At 68.1% G+C, this 25,792-nt stretch carries 25 protein-coding genes; 10 read left to right on the plus strand and 15 right to left on the minus strand.

The window, feature by feature from the left end; all coding sequences use genetic code 11:
* Positions 1-56: 56 nt before the first annotated feature.
* The gene (locus EPA99_RS04325) at positions 57-1,157 is read right to left on the minus strand and encodes a Glu/Leu/Phe/Val family dehydrogenase (protein WP_129469967.1); all 1,101 of its coding nucleotides are present in this window, start codon (positions 1,155-1,157) and stop codon (positions 57-59) included.
* 770 nt (positions 1,158-1,927) lie between these two features.
* Here EPA99_RS04325 and EPA99_RS04330 point away from each other — a divergent pair.
* Both EPA99_RS04330 and EPA99_RS04335 read left to right on the plus strand, forming a co-directional pair.
* Positions 1,928-2,998, plus strand: coding sequence for an efflux RND transporter periplasmic adaptor subunit (locus EPA99_RS04330; RefSeq protein ID WP_241688264.1), 1,071 nt, complete (start codon positions 1,928-1,930; stop codon positions 2,996-2,998).
* A complete protein-coding gene (locus tag EPA99_RS04335; RefSeq protein WP_129469969.1) occupies positions 2,995-6,069 on the plus strand; it encodes an efflux RND transporter permease subunit in 3,075 nt (1,024 codons plus the stop codon). The genes EPA99_RS04330 and EPA99_RS04335 overlap by 4 nt, the downstream gene beginning before the upstream one ends.
* A gap of 190 nt (positions 6,070-6,259) precedes the next feature.
* On the opposite strand, the gene EPA99_RS04340 is transcribed toward EPA99_RS04335, so the two are convergent.
* The 3 genes from EPA99_RS04340 to EPA99_RS04350 form a co-directional block, all read right to left on the minus strand.
* Entirely contained in the window at positions 6,260-7,618 is a 1,359-nt protein-coding gene (locus EPA99_RS04340) for a glycoside hydrolase family 16 protein (RefSeq protein WP_129469970.1), read from the minus strand.
* A gap of 225 nt (positions 7,619-7,843) precedes the next feature.
* Positions 7,844-8,359 (minus strand): YgjP-like metallopeptidase domain-containing protein, encoded by a 516-nt coding sequence (locus EPA99_RS04345; protein ID WP_129469971.1) that lies wholly within the window; start codon positions 8,357-8,359, stop codon positions 7,844-7,846.
* Positions 8,352-9,296 carry a DMT family transporter gene (locus tag EPA99_RS04350; protein WP_129470388.1) on the minus strand — a complete coding sequence of 315 codons (945 nt, stop codon included), beginning with the start codon at positions 9,294-9,296 and terminating at the stop codon, positions 8,352-8,354. Before EPA99_RS04350 ends, EPA99_RS04345 begins: the two co-directional genes overlap by 8 nt.
* A 136-nt stretch (positions 9,297-9,432) precedes the next feature.
* Here EPA99_RS04350 and EPA99_RS04355 point away from each other — a divergent pair, with 136 nt between their 5' ends.
* Complete coding sequence (locus EPA99_RS04355) at positions 9,433-10,557, plus strand: HDOD domain-containing protein (protein ID WP_129469972.1); 1,125 nt, start codon at positions 9,433-9,435, stop codon at positions 10,555-10,557.
* Here EPA99_RS04355 and EPA99_RS04360 read toward each other — a convergent pair.
* Positions 10,551-11,927 (minus strand): M28 family metallopeptidase, encoded by a 1,377-nt coding sequence (locus EPA99_RS04360; protein WP_129469973.1) that lies wholly within the window; start codon positions 11,925-11,927, stop codon positions 10,551-10,553. The two genes, EPA99_RS04355 and EPA99_RS04360, sit on opposite strands and share 7 nt — an antisense overlap.
* 198 nt (positions 11,928-12,125) lie before the next feature.
* Between EPA99_RS04360 and EPA99_RS04365 the strand changes: the two genes are divergently transcribed.
* Positions 12,126-13,859 (plus strand): M1 family metallopeptidase, encoded by a 1,734-nt coding sequence (locus tag EPA99_RS04365; RefSeq protein WP_129469974.1) that lies wholly within the window; start codon positions 12,126-12,128, stop codon positions 13,857-13,859.
* A 193-nt stretch (positions 13,860-14,052) separates the two neighbouring features.
* Here the strand turns inward: EPA99_RS04365 and EPA99_RS04370 are convergent, their stop codons facing one another.
* The 4 genes from EPA99_RS04370 to EPA99_RS04385 all read right to left on the minus strand — a co-directional run bounded on the left by EPA99_RS04370 (position 14,053) and on the right by EPA99_RS04385 (position 15,478).
* Positions 14,053-14,298, minus strand: a complete 246-nt coding sequence (locus EPA99_RS04370; RefSeq protein WP_129469976.1) for a DUF2789 domain-containing protein — start codon at positions 14,296-14,298, stop codon at positions 14,053-14,055.
* A 58-nt stretch (positions 14,299-14,356) separates the two neighbouring features.
* Positions 14,357-14,554, minus strand: coding sequence for a hypothetical protein (locus EPA99_RS04375; protein WP_129469978.1), 198 nt, complete (start codon positions 14,552-14,554; stop codon positions 14,357-14,359).
* Between the two features lie 79 nt (positions 14,555-14,633).
* Positions 14,634-15,113, minus strand: coding sequence for a hypothetical protein (locus EPA99_RS04380; RefSeq protein ID WP_164978560.1), 480 nt, complete (start codon positions 15,111-15,113; stop codon positions 14,634-14,636).
* 17 nt (positions 15,114-15,130) lie between these two features.
* Positions 15,131-15,478, minus strand: coding sequence for a DUF6152 family protein (locus tag EPA99_RS04385; protein ID WP_129469979.1), 348 nt, complete (start codon positions 15,476-15,478; stop codon positions 15,131-15,133).
* Between the two features lie 146 nt (positions 15,479-15,624).
* On the opposite strand from EPA99_RS04385, the gene EPA99_RS04390 reads away from it, so the two are divergent.
* Complete coding sequence (locus EPA99_RS04390) at positions 15,625-15,894, plus strand: DksA/TraR family C4-type zinc finger protein (protein ID WP_129469980.1); 270 nt, start codon at positions 15,625-15,627, stop codon at positions 15,892-15,894.
* A gap of 26 nt (positions 15,895-15,920) precedes the next feature.
* Here the strand turns inward: EPA99_RS04390 and EPA99_RS04395 are convergent, their stop codons facing one another.
* The 4 genes from EPA99_RS04395 to EPA99_RS04410 all read right to left on the minus strand — a co-directional run bounded on the left by EPA99_RS04395 (position 15,921) and on the right by EPA99_RS04410 (position 18,660).
* A complete protein-coding gene (locus EPA99_RS04395) occupies positions 15,921-16,508 on the minus strand; it encodes a mechanosensitive ion channel family protein (protein WP_241688265.1) in 588 nt (195 codons plus the stop codon).
* 283 nt (positions 16,509-16,791) lie between these two features.
* A complete protein-coding gene (locus tag EPA99_RS04400) occupies positions 16,792-17,310 on the minus strand; it encodes a DUF1993 domain-containing protein (RefSeq protein ID WP_129469981.1) in 519 nt (172 codons plus the stop codon).
* Positions 17,311-17,455: 145 nt separating this feature from the next.
* Complete coding sequence (locus tag EPA99_RS04405; protein WP_129469982.1) at positions 17,456-17,926, minus strand: FKBP-type peptidyl-prolyl cis-trans isomerase; 471 nt, start codon at positions 17,924-17,926, stop codon at positions 17,456-17,458.
* 182 nt (positions 17,927-18,108) lie between these two features.
* Complete coding sequence (locus EPA99_RS04410) at positions 18,109-18,660, minus strand: YaeQ family protein (protein WP_129469983.1); 552 nt, start codon at positions 18,658-18,660, stop codon at positions 18,109-18,111.
* Positions 18,661-18,777: 117 nt separating this feature from the next.
* On the opposite strand from EPA99_RS04410, the gene EPA99_RS04415 reads away from it, so the two are divergent.
* Complete coding sequence (locus EPA99_RS04415) at positions 18,778-19,116, plus strand: zinc ribbon domain-containing protein YjdM (RefSeq protein WP_129469984.1); 339 nt, start codon at positions 18,778-18,780, stop codon at positions 19,114-19,116.
* Between the two features lie 10 nt (positions 19,117-19,126).
* Here EPA99_RS04415 and EPA99_RS04420 read toward each other — a convergent pair whose 3' ends face one another.
* Positions 19,127-20,041 carry a LysR family transcriptional regulator gene (locus tag EPA99_RS04420; protein ID WP_129469985.1) on the minus strand — a complete coding sequence of 305 codons (915 nt, stop codon included), beginning with the start codon at positions 20,039-20,041 and terminating at the stop codon, positions 19,127-19,129.
* 111 nt (positions 20,042-20,152) lie between these two features.
* On the opposite strand from EPA99_RS04420, the gene EPA99_RS04425 reads away from it, so the two are divergent.
* A complete protein-coding gene (locus EPA99_RS04425; RefSeq protein WP_129469986.1) occupies positions 20,153-20,914 on the plus strand; it encodes an SDR family NAD(P)-dependent oxidoreductase in 762 nt (253 codons plus the stop codon).
* 147 nt (positions 20,915-21,061) lie between these two features.
* Here the strand turns inward: EPA99_RS04425 and EPA99_RS04430 are convergent, their stop codons facing one another.
* Positions 21,062-22,156 (minus strand): alkene reductase, encoded by a 1,095-nt coding sequence (locus EPA99_RS04430; protein ID WP_129469987.1) that lies wholly within the window; start codon positions 22,154-22,156, stop codon positions 21,062-21,064.
* Between the two features lie 192 nt (positions 22,157-22,348).
* Here EPA99_RS04430 and EPA99_RS04435 point away from each other — a divergent pair, with 192 nt between their 5' ends.
* The 3 genes from EPA99_RS04435 to EPA99_RS04445 all read left to right on the plus strand — a co-directional run bounded on the left by EPA99_RS04435 (position 22,349) and on the right by EPA99_RS04445 (position 25,791).
* On the plus strand, positions 22,349-22,690 hold the full coding sequence (locus tag EPA99_RS04435; protein WP_129469988.1) for a RidA family protein: 342 nt from the start codon (positions 22,349-22,351) through the stop codon (positions 22,688-22,690).
* A 9-nt stretch (positions 22,691-22,699) separates the two neighbouring features.
* The gene (locus EPA99_RS04440; RefSeq protein ID WP_129469989.1) at positions 22,700-23,260 is read left to right on the plus strand and encodes a 2'-5' RNA ligase family protein; all 561 of its coding nucleotides are present in this window, start codon (positions 22,700-22,702) and stop codon (positions 23,258-23,260) included.
* A gap of 137 nt (positions 23,261-23,397) precedes the next feature.
* Positions 23,398-25,791, plus strand: a complete 2,394-nt coding sequence (locus EPA99_RS04445; RefSeq protein ID WP_129469990.1) for a TonB-dependent receptor domain-containing protein — start codon at positions 23,398-23,400, stop codon at positions 25,789-25,791.
* Position 25,792 lies beyond the last annotated feature (1 nt).

A 25,792-nucleotide genomic window follows, 5' to 3' on the forward strand; every position in this document is an offset into this window, starting at 1 on the left:
AAACGTTTGCTTGGACCAGTGTGCCTGATGTTGCGCTGCGTTCGCGCGTGCGGCGGTCAGTGCGCCCCGCGCAGGTGGCCCATGAAGCGCGGCGACGAGCGACCCATGGGCAGCTTGAGCCTGCCGATGGCGGCGATGCGGGCCTCGGCGATGCGATCGGCCGCGTAGTGCGGGGTCAAGCCTTCCTTGTCGGCCAGCTCGTAGATCTTGCCGAGGTTGTGGTAGATGTTGCGCATCATGCGCATGGCGCGCTCGCGGTTATAGCCGTCGATCTCCAGGGACACGTTCATCACGCCGCCGGCATTGACCGCATAGTCCGGCGCGTAGAGGATGCCGCGCTTGTGCGCTTCGACGCCGACCACGTGCGACATCTGGTTGTTGGCGGTGCCGCAGATGACCTTGGCCTTCAGTCGCGGCAGGGTCTGTGCATCGATCGAGCCCTCCAGCGCGCACGGGGAGAACACATCGGCGTTGACCTCGTAGATTTCCTCGGGCTTGACCGCCTCGGCGCCGTACTCGGACACCGCGCGCTCGACCAGGTCGGGGTTGAGGTCGCTGACGTACAGCTTGGCGCCGCGCTCCTTCAGCAGCTTGACGAACTCCATGCCGATATGGCCCAGGCCCTGCACGGCATAGCTGAACTTGCCGATCTCCTCGCTGCCGAACTTGCGGTTCAAGGTGGCCATCAGCCCCTGCAGGGCGCCATAGGCGGTGAAGGGCGCCGGATCGCCGGAGCCGCCATGCACCTGGTGCACGCCGACCACGTACTCGGTCTCGCGGTAGACGTTTTCCATGTCGTTGACATTGGTGCCCACGTCCTCGGCAGTGATGTAGCGACCGCCCAGGGAGTCGACATAGCGGCCGAAGGCGCGAAACAGCACTTCGGTCTTGTCCTGCGTGGAATCGCCGATCAGCACGGCCTTGCCGCCACCGACGTTCAGCCCGGCCAGCGCGTTCTTGTAGGTCATGGTGCGCGACAGGCGCAGGGCGTCCTTCAAGGCATCGTCGCTGCTGGCGTAGGGCCGCATGCGCACGCCGCCCAGGGCCGGGCCGAGCACGGTGCTGTGGATGGCGATGATGGCCTTCAGCCCGGCATCGGCGTTGTGGCAGAGCACGACCTGCTCATGGCCGGAGGAATCGAGCGTCTCGAAGATCATGTGGGGTGGGCTCCGATGTAGGCCGTCGCGAAGACGTACCGGGAACACTGCCTGACGGGTTGACACAAAAAGAAAAGCGACGTTCAGCCGGGGAGGGCGGGCGTCGCGGCTGCATAGTCTAAAGCAATCCCGCCAGCGCACCCGTCAATGCCCGCCGGTGGGGTGGTAGGGCGCTGCGATGGAGGTGCGATGAGCGAGTGGAACAGGTGAGGCGTGCCGACACGATGATCGCTGCACGCTGCAGTCGAGCAGGATTGAAAGGGACTCGACGGTCGGCCGAGGTCGGCGCATCGCGGCCTGATATAATCGTGTGAACAGCCGCTGCGCCCGCAGTCAGCCAGCACATCGCCCTGGCTTACCGGATGACGAGCGCCTCTTGCGTATTGGCGCGCGCGCCCTTCGCGCGACCTGACATGACCTTCGAAGCCAGGCAAGGCCGCGGCGATAGGGCCGCACCGGGCATGCGTGCATCGGCAGGCACCTCGGCAGGCCCAGGTTCCATGTGTGGAATCGCACCGCTGCGATCGCCATGCGCGGGGCGGGTTGCGTGCTCTGGCGCCTGGTCTGCGGGTCACCACGTTCTGCGTCCAATGGACACCATGAGGCGCATGTCGCCACGGGCTGTCGACTCGGAGATCGGAATCGCGCACACCGGCTTGCGCGAAATACTGTACTTGTTAGTACAATTATTCCGGGCCGGTTGTGGCTCGTCTCGAGTGGGAAAGTGTATGCGCATCGGAAGGCGTGGGGGATGGCTGTGGGCAGGATGGGTGCTTGCGCTTTCGGCCTGTGGCGGACCGGCGCCGGGCGAGGCGCCCGAAGCGGCCCCGTCCACCCTGGCGGTGACCCTGGCGCCGGCGCAGCAACGCCCCCTGCAGCGCAGCGTGGTAGTGGCCGGGCCGGTGTCGGCGTTCGAGGAGATGCAGCTGGGCGTTGAAGTCAGCGGCGTGCGGGTGACCGCGCTCAACGTCGATGTGGGCCAGCGCGTCCACCGCGGCCAGGTGCTGATGGAGCTGGACCACCGCACGCTGGACAGCGAGCTGCAGCAGGCCAAAGCCAGCCTGGCCGAAGCCGACGCCAGCGTCGCGCTGGCCCGGGCCAACCTGACGCGCTCGGAGCAATTGGCGCAGGCCAAGTACATCAGTGCCGCGCAGCTGGACGAATTGCGCGCGCAGCAGGCGCAGCGCGAGGCCCAGCGCAACACCGCGCGTGCCGCGCGCGATGCCGCCCAGTTGCGCCGCGATTTCGCCGAGCTGCGCGCGCCGGCCGACGGCATCATCAGCCGCCGGATCGTGCAGCCCGGGCAGGTGGTGGCCGCCGGGACCGAATTGCTGCGGCTGATCCGCGACGGCCGCCTGGAATGGCGCGCCGAACTGCCCGAACACCAACTGGCACGGGTCGAGCCCGGCGCCACGGTGCAGCTGCCCTACCAAGGGCAGGTGGTGAGCGGACGCATCCGTGCGGTCAGTCCCGGGGTGGACAGCCAGACCCGCACCGGCACCGTGTTCGCCGATCTGCCAGACCCTGGTCCACTCAAGCCCGGCACCTATCTGGAAGGCCGCATCCTCGGTCAGGCCGACAATGCCTTGATGGTGCCCAGTGCTGCGGTGGTCCAGCGCGATGGCCACAGTTATGTGTTCACCGTGGACGACAAGCGCATCGCGCACCGCCAGCGGGTGCAGACCGGCGCGACCGAGCGTGGCCATACCGAGATCGTCGAGGGCCTGCGCCAGGGCGAGCAGGTGGTGGAGCAGGGCGCGGGCTTCCTGGGCGATGGCGACCGCGTGCGCGTGGTCGAAGCCGGAAGCAAGCCGCAGGCGGCCAAGGCAGGTCGTCCATGAACATCTCCGCCTGGGCGATCCGCCGGCCGCTGCCGGCGGTGATGGTGTTCTTCGCGCTGTGCGTGGCCGGGCTTTGGGGCTTCTACCAGCTGCCGGTGGCGCGCTTTCCCGACATCGCCTTCCCGATGACCACGGTCACCGTGACCCAGCCGGGCGCCTCGCCGAGCCAGCTGGAAGCGGAGGTCACGCGCTGGGTCGAGGACTCGGTGGCCACCATCCCCAACGTCAAGCGGGTGATGTCCACGGTCAGCGAAGGCGTCAGCACCACCAACATCGAGTTCCAGCTGGAAGCGGACCTGGCCACCGCACTGGACGACACCCGCGATGCCATCACCCGCATCCGCACCGACCTGCCGCAGGACATCCAGGAGCCGGTGATCTCCAAGGTGGATATCGGCGGCTCGCTGATGAGCTATGCACTGGTCGCCCCGAAGATGACGCCCGACGAGGCCAGTTGGTTCGTCGACCGCGAGGTCACCAAGGCGGTGTATGGCGTGCCAGGCGTGGCCCAGGTCAAGCGGGTGGGCGGCGTGGACCGCCAGATCCGTGTGGACCTGGACCCCAACGCGCTGCAGGCCTTCGGCGTGACCGCCGGCGATGTGTCCCGGCAGCTGGCGCTGACCCAGGTCGAACGCGCCGGCGGCAAGGCCGAATTGCAGACCCAGCAGCAGATGATCCGCACCCTGGGCACGGTGACCGATGCGCAGGCCTTGCGCGATTACTCGATCAGCCTGCCCGATGGCCGCGCCGTGCGGCTGTCGGCCATCGCCCAGGTCAGCGATGCGGCCGCCGACCCGATCGAGGCGGCGCTGCTGGACGGCAAGGACATCGTGGCGTTCTCGATGTCGCGCACGCGCGGGTCCAGCGAGGTCAAGGTCGAAAAGGGCGTGCAGGAGGCGCTGGCCCAGCTCAAGGCCGCGCACCCGGGCATCGATTTCCGCCTGGTCACGACCATGATCGATGAGACCCATCGCTCCTACGATTCGTCCATGACCATGCTGTGGGAGGGCGCGCTGCTGGCGCTGCTGGTGGTGTGGGCCTTCCTGCGCGACTGGCGCGCGACCTGGGTCTCGGCCGTGGCCCTGCCGCTGTCGATCATCCCGACTTTCGCGGTGATGCACTGGTTCGGCTTCAGCCTGAACCTGATCACGCTGCTGGCCCTGTCGGTGGTGGTCGGCATCCTGGTGGACGATGCCATCGTGGAGATCGAGAACATCGTGCGTCACCTGCGCATGGGCAAGCCGCCGATCGAGGCCGCGCGCGAAGCGGCTGGCGAGATCGGCACGGCCGTCATCGCCACCTCGCTGACCCTGGCGGCAGTGTTCGTGCCGGTGGCCTTCATGCCGGGCATCGCCGGCAAGTTCTTCCGCGAGTTCGGCTGGACCGCGGCAACGGCGGTGCTGTTCTCGCTGCTGGTGGCGCGCCTGCTGACGCCGATGATGGCGGCGTACCTGCTCAAGCCGCACGGCGAGGAAAAGCCCGAGTCGCGCCTGATGACCTGGTACCTGGGCTGGGTGGACGCGGCGCTGCGCCATCGCGCGCGCACGCTGTGGATCGCCTTCGGCCTGTTCGTGGCTTCGCTGGCGCTGGTGCCGCTGATCCCGGCAACCTTCATCCCCTTCACCGACCTGGGCCGCAGCAACCTCAGCCTGGAACTGGCCCCCGGCACGCGCCTGCAGGAAACCGTGGCGGTGGCCGAGCGTGCACGCGCCCTGCTCAAGGACATGCCCGAGCTCAAGCAGGTCTACACCACGGTCGGCAGCGTGCTGGACCTGGGCGACCCGGCGCGCACCGGCGTGGGCGAGGCGCGCAAGGCCACCCTGGTGCTGGACTGGGGCCCGGCCGGCGATCGCGAGCGCGACCAGAAGACGCTGGAACGCGAAGTGCGCCGGCGCCTGCAGGAACTGCCCGGGGTGCGCGTGAGTTATGTCAGCTCCGAGCCGGGCGAGCTGATGCAGCTGGTGCTCTCCGGGGACGACCCGCAGCGCCTGCAGGATGCGGCCATCGCCATGGAGCGCGACCTGCGTGAACTCGATGGCCTGGGCAGCGTGACCTCCTCGGCCTCGCTGCTGCGCCCGGAGATCCAGATCGTGCCCGATCCGGTGCGTGCGGCCGACCTGGGCGTTGCCACCGCTGACATCGCCGACGCCGCGCGCATCGCCACCTCGGGCGATTACGAGCAGCGCCTTGCCAAGCTGAACCTCCCCGACCGGCAGGTGCCGATCCGCGTGGGCTTTGCCGAAGCCACCCTGGCCAACCCGGCGCTGATCGGCCAGTTGCGGGTGAACGGGCGCTACGGTCCGGTGCCGCTGGCGGCGGTGGCCGACATCCGCCAGGGTAGTGGGCCTTCGCAGATTTCGCGCTACCAGCGCCAGCGCAACGTCACCCTCACCGCCGAACTCAACGGTCGCGCGCTTGGCGAGGTGATGAACGAGGTGCAGGCGTTGCCTAGCGTGCGCAAGCTGCCGGACGGGGTGAGCTTCCTCAACACCGGCGATGCGGAAGTCTTCGTCGAGCTGTTCGTCGGCTTCGCCCTGGCCATGGTCGCCGGCCTGGTGTGCATTTACATGGTGTTGCTGTTGCTGTTGAACCACCCGCTGATGCCGTTGACCATCCTCACGGCGGTCCCGCTGTGCGCGGGCGGGGCCTTCGGCGCCTTGCTGATCACCCAGAACATGCTCTCCCTGCCGGCGCTGATCGGGTTGTTGATGCTGATCGGCATCGCCACCAAGAACTCGATCCTGCTGGTCGACTACGCGGTCATCGCCGAGGACGAGCACGGCCTGAGTCAGCACGATGCCCTGGTCGATGCCTGTCGCAAGCGCGCCCAGCCGGTGATCATGACCACCCTGGCGATGGGCGCGGGCATGTTGCCGATCGCCTTGGGATTCTCGGGAGATTCCAGCTTCCGTGCACCCATGGCCATCGCCGTGATCGGCGGATTGATCACCTCGACCCTGCTCAGCCTGCTGGTGATTCCGGCCGCCTTCACCGTGCTGGACGACCTGGGCGAATGGATGGCCCGGCGCCTGCGCCGCAAGCCGGCAGCCACGCAGGCTCCGGCGGGTTAAATGGTCCCTGCAGTCGCTGCCACAGCGCGACTGCAGGGAGCCTCAAGCAACCGTGCTTCGTTACGGCCGAACCGTGTGGAGTTGTCCTGTGGGAGCGGTCCGAACCGCAGAAGGGGTTCTCGGGACAGCGCCTTCGCGGCTGAAGCCGCTCCCACAGGGCTCGCACGTTGTTCAGCGGTTCGATGAACCCTCAAGGGCTCTGGTAGTAGACGTCGTCGATGGCGAAGTTGACGTCGGCGGCCGGCGGGTCGGACACCACCATGAACATCTGCTTCACCGCGCCCAGGTCCAGGTCGTAGAAGGCGCTGAACGGGATGGTGACCTGATGCCAGGCGCCATCGCGGACCAGTCCGTAGTTGTTGCCGCCGGCCACGAAGTCCACCCAGCTGTCGCCGAAGGAGGTGTTGATGCCGATCTTGAAGGTCGACTGCGTAGTGGTCTGCATCTGGAACTTGAGCGAGCCGCCGGCGTAGTTGCCCATGTTGCGGTAGTCGGTGATCACGCCCAGGCCGTACCAGTTGCCGGCGGCCGCGCGGAAGGACATGACCTCGCTGCCTTCCACTGGCGCGGCGCTGGTGGGTGTGAGGTTGTTCCACAGGTACAGCTCCGAATCCTGGCCGTAGTTCAGGCGGCCGACCACATCACTGCGCTCGGTGAACACGCCGAACTTGCCGGCCGGGGTGGCCGAGCTGCTGCCGACGTAGAGCTCATCGCCGGGGTTCTGGTAGAGGCGGATGTAGTCCACTTCCAGCTTGCCCGGCAGCGGCGCGGTCACGCCCTGTGGCGAGTTGACGCCGGTATACAGCCCGCCCACGGCCAGGTTGAGGAGCAGGTAGTACTGCTGATGGAACTCGTGCAGCGAGGCGCCCTCGATATCGGAGATGGCGAACTCGAAGTAGGGCTGGTTGTCGATGGTGATGCGGATGAACTGCGCATCCCAGGTCATCCGGTAGGTGTGGAAATCGTTCTGCAGGTCGGTGGTGCTGTTGTAGTCGTGCCCGTAGTCGGCCTGCGAGCCGTTGTAGTCCCAGTGCACGGCCGCGCCCAACCGACGGTTGGCCACGCCATCGGCGATGGCCCCGGCGTTGCCCGCCTCCATGATGTCGATCTCGCCACGGCCCGGCCACACGCCGATGGTGCCCAGCATCCAGTAGGCCGGCCACAGCCCGTTGCCCACTTGCGGGATCTTCATGCGCGCTTCCAGCGTGCCGTACTTGAAGTGCATGCGGCCCTCGGTCTTCAGCCGCGCCGAGGTGAAGGCACTGCCCTCGAAGGCTTCGCGGTGCGCCTCGATCACCAGGTTGCCGTTCTCGATGCGGGCATTCTGCGGACGGCTGGTGTAGTACTGCAGCTCGTTGTTGCCCCAGCCGCACAGGCCGATCTGACAGCCGTTGCCGACATCGTAGGTCCACTTGCCACTGTCGATGCTGGGTCCGTCGAAGTTGTCTTCCCAGACCAGGGTTTGTGCCTGTCCCGCTGGCGAGAATGCAGCGGAGGCCGTGCCTGCCAGCAGCGCGAGCGTGGCGGCCAGGGTGCGTTGAATGCGCATGTGGATCTCCTTCCGGTGGTCGATTCGACGCCCAGGGGCGGGCGGCGCGAGGCACCGTGGCCAGCGCATGACAGCGCTGTCAAAGGGCTTTTTCGTAAGCTTTCGTATCCGGGCGGCGGGTCACGAAAAATCGTTCAGCGCGCATGAAATGAAGTCGCTTGCGATTACCCGGCTGTTGCAAGACAACATCCGCCGGAACCGATTCCAGCACCGCGGCCGTGGTCGTCAGGCCTGCTCCAGATGCGTCAGGTACACGCGCAGGTCGAACTCCAGCTGGTGGTAGTCCGGCGCCATGTGGCAGCACAGCTGGGAGAAGGCCTTGTTGTGCTCGGCCTCGCGCATGTGCGCCAGCTCGTGCACCGCGATCATCTGCAGGAAGGCGGCCGGGGCGTCGCGGAACAGCGTGGCGATGCGGATCTCGCGGCTGGCCTTGAGCCTGCCGCCCTGCACGCGGCTGTGGGTGGTGTGGGTCCCGAGCGCGTGCTTGAGCACCTGCAGCTTGGCGTCGTAGCGCGCTGCATGCAGGGGCGCGGACTTGCGCAGGTAGCGGTCCTTCATTTCCTGGACGTAATCGTAAAGCTGGCGGTCGGTGCGGACCTGGTGCGGCGTGCCGTGACGGCGCTCCAGCCACTGGCCGAGCGTGCCGGCCTCGCGCATGGCCTGGACCTGCTGCAGCAGGTGGGGCGGGTAGCCGGCCAGGAACTTCAGACCGGCCTTGGAATCTGCGCTGCGCTCACTCATGCGGCGCCACGCCATGGCCACGGTGCGCGCGCACGCACCACAGCACGCCGGTGATGAGGCAGCCAATCGCGGCCAGCTCCAGGCCCGTGGGCAGGCGCCTCTCCCAGGCGAAGCCGTAGAGCAGGGCGAATACCGTCTCGAACACGATCATCTGCCCGGCAAGGGTCAGCGGCAGCAGGCGGCTGGCGCGGTTCCAGAAGCCGTTGCCGACCACCGAGGCCAGCAGCGCCACGGCCGTGGCCACGCCCCAGAAGCGCAGCCAGTCCGCGGGTGCATGCGCCTGGCCGGCCAGCAGGAAGGCCGGCACCACCATCAGCAGCGACAGCGCGCCGGTGGCCACGCCGGTCAGCAACGACCAGTCGTGACCGGACAGATCCGCACGGCGCTCCAGCCACAGGGTGTTGTACAGCGAGTAAGCGGTCCAGGACGCCAGCGCGCCGAAGGCGCACAGCAAACCGGCGATCGTGGTGGCGCGCTCGCCGGGCGCGTCCTGGCCCACGGCCTGCGCGCCCACCAGCACCACGCCGGCCAGGCACAGGCCCAGCGGCAGCAGCAGCCTGGCCAGCGGCACCGCCCCTGCGCGTCGTGCGCCCACCAGGGTCACCACCACCGGCAACAACCCGACGATGAGCGAGGTGGCCGCCCCGCCGGCCCATTGCACCGCGCTGGCCAGCAACAGGTAGTACACGATGTTGCCGAGCAAACTCAGCCAGGCCAGCGCACGCCATTCCCGCCCATGCACGCGCCCGCGAAGCCTGCGCCAGGTCGGCGCCAGCCACAGCGCGGCGATGAGTCCGTAGACCAGGTAACGCGAGGCCGCCAGCTGCATGGCGCTGAAGTCGGCCAGCAGCTGCGGGGCCAGGAACACCAGTCCCCACAGCGCGCCGGCAGCGGCGCCATTGCCCACGCCGAGCAGCGTCCGTTGCCGGGCGGTCATGGGGGCGGGGGCTGCAAGTTCCTGCATGGGACAACGGGCCAGGTGGGGCAGACGAGTCTATCGCCGGGCCCGACTGGCGGCTAAAGAACCGTGACAGGGCGCCGATAGCACGGTGTGATCCCTTGAGTGTGTCCTCATGTCGATGTCGGTGGTAGCGGTGGTTGCAGCGGTCGGTGCCTTCCTGCTGGCCGCAGGCTGGTTCCTGGCGCGCCGACGCCAGGTCTCCGCGCCCCTGCCGACCGCGGCGATCTGGGGCGAGCCCGTGTCCGCCCCGCAGCCCGCAGCGCAGCGCGAGACGCGCCAGGCGCCGGCGCGCGTGGACCTGCAGGCCTACCGCATCCGCCTGCATGCGCTGGCCTTGCAGGCACCCAGCCTGGGCGAGGGGCAGTTCCAGATCCAGGGCGCGCATCTTGAGGTCGCCGGCGATGTGGCGGTGACCCTCTCCGACATCGCCTCGCACCCGCGCTACATGCCGCGGCGCCCCCAGCTGCTGCCGCAGCTGATGCAGAAGATCAACGACAGCGGCTCCTCTGCCCAGGGCATCGCCGCGCTGATCGCGCAGGACCCGGCCCTGGCCGGCAACCTGCTGCGCATCGCCAACAGCCCGCTGTATCGCCTGCAGTCGCTGCCGGTGGAGAACATCCAGCGGGCCGTGGCCATGCTGGGCACCGAGGGCCTGCGGCAGATCATCGCCGCGGCGCTGATGCAGCCGGTGATGAGCGACAAGGGCGCCTTCGGGCAGTTCCCCACGATCATCTGGGAGCACACCCTGCTGGCCGCCAACGCGGCAGCCGAGCATGCCGGCAAGATCGAGCATGGCGACGGCTTTGCCGCGCAGCTGCTGGGACTGCTGCAAGGACTGGGCGCGATCATCGTGGTCCAGGTCCTGCGCGATGCCTATGCCAGGCGCCCGCAGCTGACGCCAGACCCGGCGGTGGCTGCATCGCTGCTCGACACCTGGGCCGGGCCGACCGCCTACCGCCTGGCCAGCAGCTGGGAGCTCTCAGAGCGCATGCTCTACGCGCTGGACGACCTGGGGCCGGCCAGCACGCGCCAGTTCAACAGCCTGGGCCGTTCGCTGCAGTTCGGCACGCTGGCCGGCACGTTGGCCACCTTGTCGCATCACGACCAGTTGCAGGAGTGCGAGCAGGACGTGCACGGGCTGCTGGCGTCGGCCGGCGCCGATGCGGCCCTGGCCCAGGGCCTGTGGACCCGGCTGTCGCAGCGCGAGCCCAAGGCCGGACAGTCGGTGACTCAGTAGGCGCCGAAGCTGCCGGCCGCGCCCGGGAACACCACCGGGCTCTCGCTGCCGTCCTTGGCCACCGCGGCCACCCCGAAAAAGTAATTGTCGATCACCACGTTCTGCAGCGTGGCCTGGGTCACATCGCCGACGTAGCGGCTGCGGCTCCACTGCGGCTCGGTGGTCAGACGCCAATACAGCTTGTAGCCGGCCAGGTTACCGGCCTGGCCGGCGGGCGGCCGCGCCCATGTCAGCGTGGTGTCGGCGGTCACCGCGCCCTCGATGCCGACCTGGGCTGGTGGCGGCGGCGCCAGGGCCATGCCCGCCAGGCTGACCGCGTTGAGCGCGGTGATCCTGGCGGCGTAGTCGAAATCCACCCCGTCCAGGGTGTCGCCGTAAACGCGGCCGTGCTCGGTGCGCAGGTCCTGGTGCTGGCGATCGTAGTGTTCGTTGGTTTCCATCACGCGCACCGCGGGGAAGCCGACATCGTTGAACGGACGATGGTGGCCACCACGCCCGAAGCGATCCAGGCGGTAGACCATCATCACCTCCAGGTTCGGCACATAGGCGGACATGCGCGCGATGTAGCGGGCCAGGTTGCGCGAGGGCGAATCGATCTCGCCGCCGGTGAAGCGGCGCTGGCGGGCTTCTTCGGCGGTCTCGGTCACTCGGGTGCCATCGGAGAACACGCGCACGCTGTGATTGTCGTTGACGCCATTGAGGCCGCGGCTGTTGCCGATCATGTCGTTGTTGAGCACCGCCTCCACCCGCCAGCCCTGCTTGAGCGCGTGTTCGGCCAGGATCTTGCCGCCGAACAGGCCCTGTTCCTCGCCCGACAGCGCGGCGTAGACGATGGACCCTGCGAACTTCTGCTTGCTGAGGATGCGCGCGGCTTCCAGGGTGCCGGCCACGCCGGAGGCGTCGTCGTTGGCGCCGGGCGCATCGGCCGTGGCATTCATCACATCGCTCACCCGCGAGTCGATATCCCCGCTCATCAGCACAAAGCGGTTCGGGTCGCTGCTGCCGCGCTGGATGGCGATGACGTTGACCACCTCCACCGGGTCGGGGATGCGCTTCTCGCCGGCGATGGTGCCGCTGACATAGCGCACCTCCAGGCAGCCGCCGCAGTCCTTGGAGATGCGTTGGAACTCCTCGAACACCCAACGCCGGGCCGCGCCGATGCCACGGGTATCCGAGCGGGTGTCCGACAACGTGTGCCGGGTGCCGAAGGACACCAGCTTGCGGATGTCCGCCTCGATGCGGGCCGCCGAGGGCGCGGTGCCGATGGCCGCCAGCCGCGCCTCGGCGCTGGCCGCCGGCGGGACCGGCGCGGTCTGGGCCAGGGCGGACATGGCGGGCAGGCAGGCGAGGGCGGCTAGGCGCAGGCGCATCGTGCGGGGCATCCGGAAGTTGGGAACAGCTACCGATTATGCGACGCGGCTGAAGCACATGACCGAACGAGCGCGCAGTTTGCCGCTGCGCGGCCCGCGTGCCTTGCCCAGGTCACGGGTAGCGCATGACCAAGGAGGGATGCAGGCGACGGCGCCAGCTGTCACCCTTGCAAGGTCTTCCCTGTCCATGCCGGTCCCATGTCGCCTTCGCCCTGGCTGATTTCCGTGTCTTCGTTGGCCCTTTCCATCGCCCTTGCCGCCTCCGCGCAGGCTGCCGAGCTGAGCCCGCTCAACCGCGACAGCGGCCTTCCACGCGCCCCCGAGCAGGAGGCCGTGGCCTTCGAGCATGCCGACCTGTCCTTCAAGGTGATTCCCGCCACGCGCAGCCTGGAGGGCGACGCCCGCCTGACCTTCAAGGCCAAGGCGCCATTGACGGCGGTGGTGCTGGATCTGGACCGCAACTACAGCGTCGCGCGCGTCGAGGTCGATGGCCAGGCCGTGCCCGCCAGCGCCTGGAGCAATCCGGAAGGACGCATGCGCATCGCGCTGCCGCAGCCGGTCGCGGCCGATGGCCGGGTCATCGTGCGGGTGGTGTACAGCGGCAAGCCGCATGTGGCCACGCGCGCGCCTTGGGATGGCGGCTTCGTCTGGGCCAAGGCGCCCACCGGCGAGCCGTGGGTGGCCTCGGCCGTCCAGGGCGAGGGCTGCGACCTGCTGTGGCCCTGCATCGATCATCCGCAAGGCGAGCCGGCGCTGGTGGACGAGCACATCACCGTGCCCGCGCCGCTGGTGGCGCCCGGCAACGGCGTGGCGGTGGGCATGGACGAGCGCGATGGCTGGCGCACCTACCACTGGCGCGCACGCGACCCGGATACCTACGCCATCACCCTCAACGTGGGGCCTTACCAGGCCATCACCGGTCAGTACCGCAGCCGCTACGGCAACACGGTGCCGCTCGCGTTCTGGCATCTGAAGGGCAACGAGGACAAGGCAAAGGGGCTGTTCGATGAGTTCTCGCGGATGCTGGAGTTCTTCGAGGCGGTGATCGGTCCGTACCCCTTTGGCGATGAGAAGATGGGCGTGGTGGAGACACCGCACCTGGGCATGGAGCACCAGACCATTAATGCCTACGGCAACGACTACAAGAAAGACAAGTACGGCTACGACTGGCTGCTGCAGCACGAGTTCTCGCATGAGTGGTTCGGCAACCAGCTGACCAACGCCGACTGGGACGACATGTGGCTGCACGAGGGCTTCGGCAGCTACATGCAGCCCTTGTACCTGCAGTTCCTGCGCGGGCAGATGGACTACCACGCCGCACTGCTGGACCAGCGCGCCGCGCTGACCAACAAGGTGCCGATCGTGCTGGGCCGGACCCGCACCGAGGAGGCGGTTTACAACCGCGAGCAGGGCTCGGGCCTGGACATCTACTACAAGGGCTCGTTGATGCTGCACACGCTGCGCGGCCTGATCGGCGATGCGGCCTTCTTCGACAGCATCCGCCAGCTGGTCTATGGCACTTCCACGCCCCGGCCAGGCAATTTCGAGCCGCGCTACGGCACCACGCGCGAGTACATCGACATCGTCAACCGCCTCACCGGCAAGGACTATGGGTGGTTTTTCGATGTCTACCTGTACAAGGCCGCATTGCCGGAGCTGATCGCCGAGCGCGATGCCACCGGCCTGGCGCTGCGCTGGAAGGCGCCGGACGACCTGCCGTTCCCGATGCCTGTCCAGGTGCGTCTTGGCGGCAACGACGGCAAGGTGGTGGATGTGCCGATGCGCGGCGGACAGGGGCACGTCGACCTGCCCGCGGGGACGCCGTACACGCTGGATCCGGACTCGCGCCTGCTGCGGGAAGAGCCGCGCTTCGCGGCGGCGCAGAAGGATGCCGCCGCGCGCAAGCAGGCGGCGGAGAAGAAAGCGAAGTAGGGTGGCGCGGGATCCAAGCGAGGGTGGCGATTAGCTAGGAACGTCCTGCTGCCAGAGCCGGCCGCGGGGTGAACTGCGTTGCGTGTTGCGGACATCGAAATGCCGCGATCCATCTGGATTGCGGCACTCCGCCAGTCTTTCGTACTGCCTCGACCTCGGCTGGCACCGAGCTTGACTCGCTTGCGTGCTGCCGTCAGGGCTCCGGGTGGCGGTGCAGGGCCACGTTGAGCTGGTCGATCACCACGATCCAGTCCGCATCGTCCAGGCGCTCCTCGCGCAGCAGCTGCGCTTGGGCGGGCGTCCAGAAATCCGCCTCTTCCAGGCGCACATCGTCGGGCAGCGGCGCGTGTTGGGCGATGAAGGCGCGAATGCTGGCCTCATCCGAGGGCAGGCCGAGCTGGTCGAACAGCTCGGAGAAGGGATGGACGGTCTGTTCCATGGCAAAACTCCGGATAGGGGAAGGCTTTGGGGTGATGGAAAGGCGCGAAGGCAAGGTCTCAGCCCTTGGCGCCCTCTTCCTTGGGTGGGTTGGCCGGTGACGCGTCAGGTGCCGGCGCATCCGACGGCGGCGCCTTCTCGGCCGGCGGCGGCAGGTGCTCCGGTGGCGGCTCGGCGTGGGATGGCGCGCTGCTCTCGTTGCAGGCGGACAGGACCAGGCCAAGGGCCAATGGGGTCAGCAGGGTCAACAGACGCATGGCGCGCACCTCCTCACTCGAATGCGCCTCAGCCTGCCGCAGCGGATGTGTAGGCACGGCGACGAGGCGCGCGTACGGATCAGGTGTAGGCGATCAGTCGCCCCAGCACCAGCGCAAGCGGCCAGCACAGCAGCGAGAGCGCGGCGCTGGCACGGCCGAGCCTTGGTGGCCGTGTATCCCAGTCGGCCAGGCGATCCCGAAAACACACGCCGAAGGCCAGGGCGTTGATCACAGCGACGGCCACCACCCCGAGCTTGAGCTGCATGATGCGACTGCCGATCAGCGCGCTGGCGTCGGCCGCGAACAGGCACACTCCGGTGACGCACACGAGCAACAGGCCTGCCACGCCCAGCGGCGTGAGCAGGCGGGAAACCTCGGGCACCGGCAGCCTCCGCCCATACCCCAGCAGCCGCAGGTCGAGCAGGGCGATCGCGCCCAGCAGCATCGCAAGGCCGACCAGGTGCAGCACGTTGGCGGCCGGATAGCCCCAGCCGGCGCGCATCCACTGTCCGAGCCAGGCATCCTCCAGCGTCTGGGCCAGGGGCATCAACGCCGACATGGCAGGCTCTTGGCCGGTCAGCGCAGCTCGATGGTCTTGCCGTCCACGACCACGCGCTCGGCGCGCAGCTCCGGCGTGCCGTCCAGGCGCGGGTAACCCTCGATGGTGATGGTCTTGCCCTCGGTCAGCGCCGCTTCCGGCAGGCCACGCGAGGCCAGGCGGCTCAGGGGCGCCAGGACCACGTTCCAGCGCTTGCCGCCGTGGTCGACGCCGACCTCGGCATGGGGGTTGCGGTACTTGACCTCGGCCAAGGCCGCATCGAATCGCATGGCCTTGTTGGCGTCGTAGCTGCTCCAGCCGTGATGGGCCAGCACGGGCAGGGCGATCAGGAGCAGCAGGGAAAGCAGCAGGCGGGCAGGACGCATGGCGGTCGACCTCGGCTTGGACGTGCGGCTGCTTTACCACACCTGGTCCTTAGCACCCTGCGAAATTCACCGACGCGCCAGGTCCGCCGTCTTCACGGCCGCGCGGACTATGCTGCAGCCCTTGGTGGTTGGATGAGGGCGCGGAGATGGCAACGGGTTGGGCAGGCGATGGCGCGGTGCAGGACCAGATCGATGCGACGGTCAGCGATGCCATCCAGCGCGCCCGCCGGCAGCTGCCGAGCGGGCCAGGGCTGGAACGCTGCGAGGAGTGCGACGCGCCCATTCCGGCCGCGCGGCGCAAGGCGGTGCCGGGCGTCCGCCTGTGCGTGCGTTGCCAGGAACAGCATGACGAACAGCAGCGCAGCGATGCGGCCGGCTACAACCGGAGGGGCAGCAAGGACAGTCAGCTGCGCTGACGGAGTTTGGATCGCCCAGCTGCGGGTCAGCCCGCGGTGATCGTCCGGTGGCCGCCACGCCAGCGCCGGATACCACGCTGAAAGAACAGGCTGTTGGGAATCTGCACCACGCTGGGGCCTTCGGCGCCTTCGCTTTCCTGCAGCGTCGTGTACAGCAGGTTGATGTCCATGACCTTGCCCTTCAGCCCAGGCTTGTCGCCGCTTTCCAGCAGCTCGATGGTCTCGTACAGGCGGAACGGGCGGGTGATGAAGATCAGCACTGTGCAGAAGATGTTGGACAGCACGCTCCAGGCGGCAAAGAACGCCACCGCGCCGACCGTGGCAAAGCCGGTGAACGCCGTCCACAGCACGGTGCCGGACACGCCAAGCCGCTCCAGCACCAGCAGCAGGGCCGCGACGGACAACACGAAAGTGATGACCCGACGCACGCCGACGGCCAGTTCCGGCGGCAGGTCGTAGCGCTGGGCGATGCGGTCGAACAGACGCTTGGCCAGGATCTGCGCCAGCCGTGTGACCACCAGGATCAGCAGCACCTGGCTGCCAGGAACGATCACATCGACCCATTCCTGCATCCAGCTGGGCAGTCTTTCCTTCACGTCGGAACCTCGGATCATGCGGGGGGCGACATGATGCAACGCACCCATGCAGCGAGCCAAGCCGATCGGACGCTGGCTCGATTCAGTGCTGCGGTTGCAGCGTGCTGTTCCTTGGCATCTGGAACGCCATCTCATGGCTCATGGGATTGCGACGCGAGCCAGCGCATATCGACATCGCAAGCGCAATGTTCCGCGACACTGGAGAAATGACGCCACGGCGCGTGCAACAGCGTGACGCCACGCTGTTAGCGCCTCACGCAGCGCCACTTCAACCAGGCGCCGCGCTGGGAGAAAGTCTCCCTCAGACCGGAGTGCCCATCGGCCCCAGGTAATCCAGCTTGCCCACCGGGACCCCCTGCTGCCGCAGGATGCCGTGCGCAATGGCGAGGTGGAAGTAGAAATTCGGCAGCGCGAACGCGGTGAGGTACTCATGCGTGTCCATCGCGACCTGCTGACCACCGGCCTTGAGCGTGATGCCCGCCGCTTCGTTGGCATCCAGTGTGGAGGGCTGCAGCGTCCGCAGATACTCCACGGTCTTATCCAGGCGCGCGATCAGCTCCGGCAGGCTCTGCTCGGTATCGGGCATGGGCGGAGCCGATAACCCGGACAGGCGCTGGCCAGAGAACTTGGCGGTATCGCTGGCGCGCTGCACCTGTGCCACCAGCGGCAACATGTCCTCGGCCAGCCGCGCCTGCAACAGGGTGGACTCCAGGGTGCCGGTTTCAGCCAGGTGCTGGCTGGCGCGCGTCAGCAGATGGGACAGGCGGCCAAGGCCGCGGATCAGCGGTTGAATCGAAGCCTCATGAAGGGAGAGCGCCATGGCGATGCCTGCTGGACCGGAGGGAAGTGCAAGCCTAGCCAGTCGCAACGGACCCGCCCATCGCCATCGGCAGGACACAGCGGGACGTGCGTGCCCGCCGCGCAGGCTTGCGCGGCGAACACGTCGTCCCAACGCCAACGGCCGGTCAGCGCGTGCCGTCCACCTGGCCGTCGTTGGCCTCCTGCAACGTGGCGGCCCGCACATCGGCCACGTTCACTTCGAAGTTCAGCGTCTGGCCGGCCAGCGGATGATTGCCATCGACCGTCACGCTGTCATCGCCAATGTGGGTGACGGTGACAATGAGCGGGCCTTGTTGCGTGCGGGCCTCGAACTGCATGCCCACCGACACCGTGTCGGCATCGGGAAACGACTGGCGCGGGACCTGCTGCACCAGCTGCTCGATCCGCGGTCCGTAACCCAGCTCCGGCCCAACCTGGGCGGTGAGGTGGTCGCCGCTGCGCTTGCCTTCCAGCGCCTGTTCCAGGCCCGGGACAATATTGCCGGCGCCATGCAGGTAGCTCAGCGGCCGCTGCGGCGAGGATTGGTCGATGACGGTGCCATCGTCATCGGTCAGGGTGTAGTGGATGGTGGCGACGACGCCAGGCGCGATCTCCATGGGGAAATCTCCTTCTTGGATGAGTCGAGGGGAACGCATCGGACAACACACGATGCAAGAGCGGGATGACGCACCCCCACCCTAGGAGCCAGTCCGCCACCACGCAAGCGCGAAGTGCTATCGCGCTGAATTCCCTCGAAAAACCATGAGCGCGAGTGTTTATCGCGCGTGAAATGCGCGCGTCATTCCGTCGCGATCTGGCGACGCTGCGGGTGCAGGTGCACCGGGGCGTCGGTGTCCAGCATGACCTGCACTTCCTGATCCTGGATCATCACGTTCAGGCGCATCCCGCGTTGCATCAACGCGGTGAGCGCTTCGACTTCGGCCGCATCGAGCGAAAGCACGGTCAGGTTCTTCACCCGCGCCAGCGCGGCGGCCTGCTTGTCCCACCACAGGTCCGATGCGCGGCCGGCGTAGTTGATGACCACCACGTGGCGCGCGCGGCCGGCGGCCTTGCGGATGCGGGATTCATCCGGCTGGCCCAGGTCGATCCACAGCGCGATCTCCCCGGTGTACTCACGCAGCCACAGGTCCGGCTCGTCCTCGGTGCTGAGGCCGCGACCGAATTCCAGCCGCTCCTCGGCAAACAGCGCAAAGGCCAGCAGCCGCACCATCAGGCGCTCGTCGGTCTCGGAAGGGTGTTGCGCCAGCGTCAGGGCATGCGCCGCGTAGTAGTGGCGGTCCATGTCGCTGATCTGCAACTCGGCCTTGATGATGGTGGCCTTGAGCGCCATGGGCAGGTCCAGGGAAGTGGTCGAAGGGCGCACATTCTAGGCCTGCGGCGGGTAGGTGCCATGCGCGCGCGCGATCGCCGCTACAATTTGCGCCCCCACGTCAGAAAAAATGCCTGCATGTCCGACGCCCCCGCCTGTCCGCAATGCTCGCTGGAAAACACCTATCAGGACGGCGCGCAGTGGATCTGCGCCGACTGCGGCTACGAGTGGTCCGGTGAGACGGCCGATGCCGCCGTGGACCTGGTGGTGCGCGACAGCAACGGCAACGTGCTCAGTGCCGGCGATACGGTCACCGTCATCAAGGACCTGAAGGTCAAGGGCTCCTCGATTCCCCTGAAGCAAGGCACGGTCATCCGCAACATCCGCCTGGTGGAAGGCGATGCCGAGCACATCGAAGGGCACTCGGACAAGATCAAGGGGCTGGTGCTGAAGACCTGCTTCCTGCGCAGGGCCTGAAGCGAGGGGGTCAGCGCGGCGTCGGCATCGGATCCAGGTGCGGGCGCAGCACGCTGGCCAGCCAGTCCAGGCATGCGGCCACGCGCTGAGGCAGATGGCGGCGTTGCGGGTACAGCAGCGTCAGCGGCATGGGCTCGGCCGGCGCATCGGGCAGCAGTTCGATCAAGGCCCCGCTGGCCAGCAGGCTGGCCACGCCGATACGCGGCACCTGGATGATGCCGAAGCCCGCCAGCGCGGCGGCCACGTAGGCATCGCCGCTGTTGACGGTGATCGGCCCGGGCAGGGCGACCGTGGCGTACTGGCGGCCATCGAAGTACTCAAGGCCAGACCCACGCTGGCCCAGCGTACCGACCCAGTGCACCAGCTGGTGGCCTTCCAGTTCCTGTGCCGTCTGCGGCATGCCATGGCGCGCCAGGTAAGCCGGGCTGGCGCAGGTGGCCACGGACATCAGCCCCAGTGGGCGCGCGACGAGCGAGCTGTCGGCCACGGTGCCGGCGCGGATCACGCAGTCGAAACCTTCACCCACCACATCGACGATGCGGTCGGTGCTGCTGATCTCCACCTGCAGCAACGGATGCGCGGCCAGGAACTGGGGCAGCTGCGGGATCACATAGCCGCGGGCCAGACCGCTGGACATGTCCACGCGCAGGCGTCCGCGCAGCTGGTGGGCGCGACGGAACATGCCGTGCAGCTCGTCCATGTCCTCCACAAGATCCAGGCTGCGCTGATAGAAGATCTCGCCGTCGGCGGTCAGCTGGACCCGGCGCGTGGTCCGGTGCAGCAGCTGCGTGCCCAGGCTGGCCTCCAGCCGCGCCACGGCGGTGGAGACGCTGGCCTTGGGCAGGCCCAGGCGATCGGCCGCACGGGTGAAACCGCCGAGTTCGGCGACGCGCTGGAAAATGCGCAGGGTCTCGAGCGAATCCATGATTGTTCGTGGATGGCGAACGGTGAGATCAGAATTGCCTGATTTATGCGCGCCTGCAAGCGCAATAGCCTGCTCGCACCGGGCAGTTCGCCCAGCCAGGAGCCAACGCATATGACCACCGCACCCACCACGACCCTGATCACTGGCGGCAGCCGCGGCCTGGGCCGCAACGCCGCCCTCGCACTGGCTGCGGCCGGGGGCGATGTGATCCTGACCTACCAGCACCGCGCCGACGCTGCGCAGGAGGTCGTGGAGCAGATCCAGGCGCGGGGTCGCCGCGCGACCGCCTTGCAGCTGGACGCGGCCGATGCCGCTTCGTTTGCGGGTTTTGCCGAGCAGGTGAAGCAGGCGCTTGCCGGCTGGCAGCGCACGCACCTGCAGGCCCTGGTCAACAATGCCGGCGGCGCCTTGCATGCTTCCATCGCAGAGACCACCCAGGACCAGTTCGACGAGGTCATGGCCGTCCACCTGAAGGCGCCGTTCTTCCTGACCCAGGCGCTATTGCCACTGATCGCCGACGGCGGGCGCATCCTCAATATTTCCAGCGGGCTCGCCCGATTCGCGCTGCCGGGCAGCTCGGCCTACGCGATGATGAAGGGCGGCATCGAGGTCTTCACGCGGTACCTGGCCCGCGAGCTGGGCGAGCGCGGCATCAGCGCCAACACCCTGGCACCGGGCGCGATCGAGACCGACTTCTCCGGCGGCATGGTCCGCGACAACCCGCAGGTCAATGCGATGGTGGCCTCCTTTACTGCGCTGGGACGTGCCGGCCAACCGGACGATATCGGCCCGGTGGTTGCCGCGCTGCTGGCGCCGGAGACCGCATGGATCACCGGGCAGCGCATCGAGGCTTCCGGCGGGATGTTCATCTGAAGAAAACCACGCCGCGCTGCACGGCAGCTTGCGCCCACTGCGAACAGCACGCGCGCAGGGCGCGCGCTGTCCGTTGGCGGGCATGCTGGGTGCAGCACGCCCTTGAGCCGGCGGAGTTGAGCTTGGTGCCGCAGCGCGGACGCCAGATCAGTCCAGCGTTGGGTAGTCGGTGTAACCCTGCGCGCCGCCGCCGTAGAGGGTGTCCTTGTCCAGCGGATTGAGCGGGGCGTTCTCGCGCAGCCGGCGCACCAGGTCTGGGTTGGAAATAAAAGCGGTGCCGAACGCCACCGCGTCGGCGGCACCACGCTCCAGCGCGGCCTCGGCCATGTCACGGTCGTAGCCGTTGTTGACGATCCAGCCGCCGCCGAACTTTGCGCGCAGCGCGGCGTAGTCGAACGGCGCGATGTCGCGGTCGCCGCCCGTGGCGCCTTCGATCACGTGCAGATAGGCCAGCCCGCCGATGCTGTCCAGGCGCTCCACGGCGCGCTCGAACAGCGGCTGCGGATCCGAGTCGTGCAAGCCATTGGCGGGCGTGACCGGCGACAGCCGCACGCCAGTGCGCTCGGCCCCGATCACCTCCGCCACCGCCTGGACTACCTCGAACAGCAGACGCGTGCGGTTCTCGATGCTGCCGCCATAGGCATCGCTGCGCTGGTTGGCGCCATCGCGCAGGAACTGGTCGATCAGGTAGCCATTGGCCGCATGCACTTCCACGCCGTCGAAACCGGCTTCCATGGCGCAGCGCGTGGCGTGGCGGAAGTCCTCGACCAGGCCGTCGATCTCCTCCAGCCCCAGCGCACGCGGCTCGGATACATCGACGAAGCCATCCTCGGTGAAGGTCTTGGCCTCGGCCCGGATCGCGCTGGGCGCCACTGGCACCTCGCCTTCGGGCAGCAGGCTGGTATGCGAGATGCGGCCGACGTGCCAGAGCTGGATGACGATGCGGCCGCCGCGGGCATGGACTTCATCGACCACCGGCTTCCAGGCCGCGATCTGGCCGGGTGTGTAGATGCCCGGGGTATCCAGGTAGCCCTGGCCCAGGGGGCTGATCTGGCTGGCCTCGGTGATGATCAGCCCGGCGCTGGCGCGCTGGCCATAGTATTCGGCCGCCAACGCGCTCGGCAGCTGGCCGCGTTCGGCGCGGTTGCGGGTCAGCGGCGCCATCACCACGCGATTGGCAAGCGACAGTGCGCCAAGACGCACGGGAGAGAACAACAGGTCGGGCTGGGGGGCTGCGGTCATGGCGGGCGCGGTCTCGGAAACGGGGAGAAGGGCGGCCATGCTGGCAGCGGCGATGTTCGGCTGGCGTCGAACCAGCGTCCAGGCCTCGTGACCGCCGGAGGGGTTCTGCCCAAGTGGAGACGGGGCCGCGACGGTTGGCAAGTGCGTTCGGCTGCATTAGCGTGGCGCTCCATCCCCGCAGCGAGACCCCCCATGATCCAGCGCTTCGACACCGGCCCGCGCATGTCCGAGATGACCGTGCACAACGGCGTGGCCTACCTGGCCGGGCAGATCGCCGAGGCCGGTGGCGACATCGGCGCGCAGACGCGCGAGGTGCTGGGGCATATCGACGCGCTGCTGGCGCGCGCCGGCACGGACAAGTCCAAGGTGCTGCGTGCCGAGATCTTCATGACCGATCTGGCCGAGTTTTCCGGCATGAATGCCGAGTGGGAGCAGTGGGTGGTGCCCGGCCACACCCCGGCGCGGGCTACGGTGCAGGCCAGGCTCGCCGACCCGAGCTGGAAGGTCGAGATCGTCATCACCGCCGCGGTCTGAGCGATCGCCGTGCAGCACGATCTGTTCGCCATGCCGGCGCAGGCGCCCAGCGTGTTCTTCGCGCTGCAGCCGGCGCAGGGCGACCAGACCGTGCTCGACGAGGCCCTGCGCACCTACGCGCCGCGCTTCGGCCAGCCCACGCCGCTGCCGGCGGCCAAGCGCCACGTCACCATGCTGTATCTGGGCCAGCCGCTGGAGGAACAGCTGCCGGCGCTGCTGGAAGGGGCGCAACGGGCAGGGCAGGCGCTGCGCGCCCAGTCCTTCGTGCTGACCCTGGACCAGCTGGCGGTGTTCGGACGCAACTCGCTGGTGCTGGCTGCCGCGCAGACCCCGCCGGCCGCCGCCGACCTGGAAGCGCAGCTGCGACGGCAGGCGGCCTTGCACCGCCTGCAGCTGGCCAAGCCGCCCAAGTTCCACCCGCATCTCACCCTGGCTCATACCCACGATGGCAAGCGCACCGCGGCCGAGGCCATCGCCCCGGTGCGCCTGAGCTTCAACGAGGTGCTGCTGCTGCGCGGCGGCGGCGGCGATTGCTACGACGTGCTCGGCCGCTGGCCGCTGTCGCACTGACGCCGGTGCGTCGCCGCGCGCGCGGGGCCCCGGCCGGTTCGAACCATGCGGGGCCGTGTAGCTGTTGACCGCAGCGTCATAGAGGTTTCATCGGAACGACCAACACTGACGGGCTCCCCCACCTGGATCTGCCGTCGATGTCGTTTGTTTCCCGTCGTGCCCTGCGCGTTTCCCTGCTGTCCCTGACCCTGCTGCACGCGCTTGGCGCGCTGGCGCAGGACATGCCCAACGCTGGCACCGATGCCCAGGCCGCCGACGGCAAGCGCGAGGCGCAGACGCTGGATGAGGTCTCGGTGATCGGCCAGGCCACCACCTACGCCAAGGCGCCGGTGACGCGTGAGGCGATCGAGCGCAAGTCCATCCTGACCAGCGTCAACGGCGTCCTCAACGAGACCCCGGGCGTGCTGGTGACCGAAGCCGATGCCTTCGGCTCCTCGGACTGGGGCACGCAGATCAGCATGCGCGGCTTCGTCAGCAACCGCGACTCGCAGCAGATCGGCACCACCATCGACGGCGTGCCCAACGGCGGGTCGGGCTATGGCGGCGGTGCGCGAGGCAACCGCTACATCGACGTGCTGGACCTGGAGACGGTGGAAGTCAGCCAGGGCACGGCCGATATCGCCTCGCGTTCGAACGAGGCCCTGGGCGGCACCTTGAATTTCCTCACCAGCGACCCGCTGGGCGCGCAGCGCGTGCGCCTGGTGGCCGGCGGCGGCGACCAGCAGTCGCGCAAGTACTACGTGCGTTGGGACACGCCGACCTTCGCCAGCGGCACCACGGCCGCCTGGATCAGCGCCTCCTCGGCGGCCAATCGCGACTGGGTCGACGGCGCCGGGCTGACCAAGCGCGACCATCTTTCGGCCAAGCTGGTCAGCGACCTGGACCGCTGGACGCTGACCGGCTACCTGTCCTACGACGACGCCGACGAAAGCGAGTACGCCAGCGTCTCGCTGGAGCAATTCCGCGCCAACCCCGAGGCCGATGCGCTGATCGGCACCTGGTCCGGCATTCCCTACATCGACCAGAACTACCGCAGCGGCTCGCGTGCGCTGCGCGAGAACACCTTCGGCTACCTCAAGGCCGAGTTCAAGGGCGATGCCATCACCGCCTCGGCCACCGGCTACGCGCATCGCCTGGAAGGGCGCGGCGACTGGATCCCGCCCTACCTGGTGGACGCCACCGACGATGGCGCGGGCAACCCGCAGTCCGAGTACACCGGCGGCAGCACCGCCTACGGCCCGCGTGAGGGCAACACCTTCTACTACGTCGATGCCAGCGGCCGCGCCGCACAGATGATCGCCGGCTGCACCGGCGGTGGGCAGATCCCGGCCGAGGCCGACCCCGCCTGCTATCCGGCCGGCTCCCTCCCGGTGCAGTCCTATCGCCACAGCCATTACGACAACCGCCGCGTCGGCGTGACCGGCGACATCGCCTGGACCACCGAGGTCGGCGCGGCGCAGAACACCATGCGCGCCGGCGTCTGGCTGGAGCGCGTGCGCCGCAGCGTGCTGCGCGACTGGCACAAGCTGACCGATGCTCGCGTGGGCCCGGCCTTCGACGCGCAGCCTTACTGGGTGCAGTTCAAGGAGGAATACCAGACCGACGAGCAGATGTACTACATCGAGGACGTGGTGCGGTATGGTGCGTTGGCCTTCCGCGCCGGCGTCAAGCAGTTCTTCGTCGACCAGACCCGCGATGAGGTCATCACTGGCGCCGAGCACAGCGAGTCCGACTCGCATTCGGACCCGCTGTTCTCCGCGGGCGTGGCCTGGACCACGCCGGTAGAGGGCATGGAAGTGTTCGGCGGCTACTCGCAGAACTTCGCGGCCATTCCTTCCGGCGTGCTGGGTCAGACCGACCCACTGGTGCTGAGCCGGGTCAAGCCGGAAACGGCCGACAACATCGAGCTGGGCCTGCGCGTGAACCGCTGGCCGCTGATGGGCTCGATCACTCTGTACGACATCCGCTTCGACAACCGCATCGTCTACGTGCCGGCCAACTTCGTCGATGGCATCGACTACATCGGCCAGGTCGATGGCGTGTACGAGAATTTCGGCGGCGTGCATGCCCGCGGCGTGGAAGCGCAGCTGGGCTATGGCTGGGACAACGGCCTGCGCCTGACCGGCTCGTACACCTTCAACCGGGCCGAGTACCTGGGTAGCGGCAATGCCGGGCGCGATGCGGCGCTGGGCATCGTGGAAGGCTCGCAGGTGCAGGGGCAGCCCAAGCACAGCGGTGTGGTCTCGCTGGACTGGTCCAACACGCTCTGGAAGGCCGGCGTCAGCGGCCGCTACATCGGCGAGCGTTACACCAATGCGGCCAATTCGGAAAAGATCAGCGCGGTGGTGGTGACCGACGCGCATCTGGGCGCCAGCCTGTCCGATGCGGCGTCCTGGCTGAAAGGCGTTTCCGTCGACTTCACCGTCAGCAACCTCACCAATCGCCGCTATTTAGCGGGTGTGGACGGGGCAGGCTATGCCTTTCCGGCGGCGCCGCGTACCGTGGGCATTTCGGTGACCGTGGATCTGTGAT

This window comes from Pseudoxanthomonas composti, assembly GCF_004122095.1.
GTDB classification, from domain to species: domain Bacteria; phylum Pseudomonadota; class Gammaproteobacteria; order Xanthomonadales; family Xanthomonadaceae; genus Pseudoxanthomonas_A; species Pseudoxanthomonas_A composti.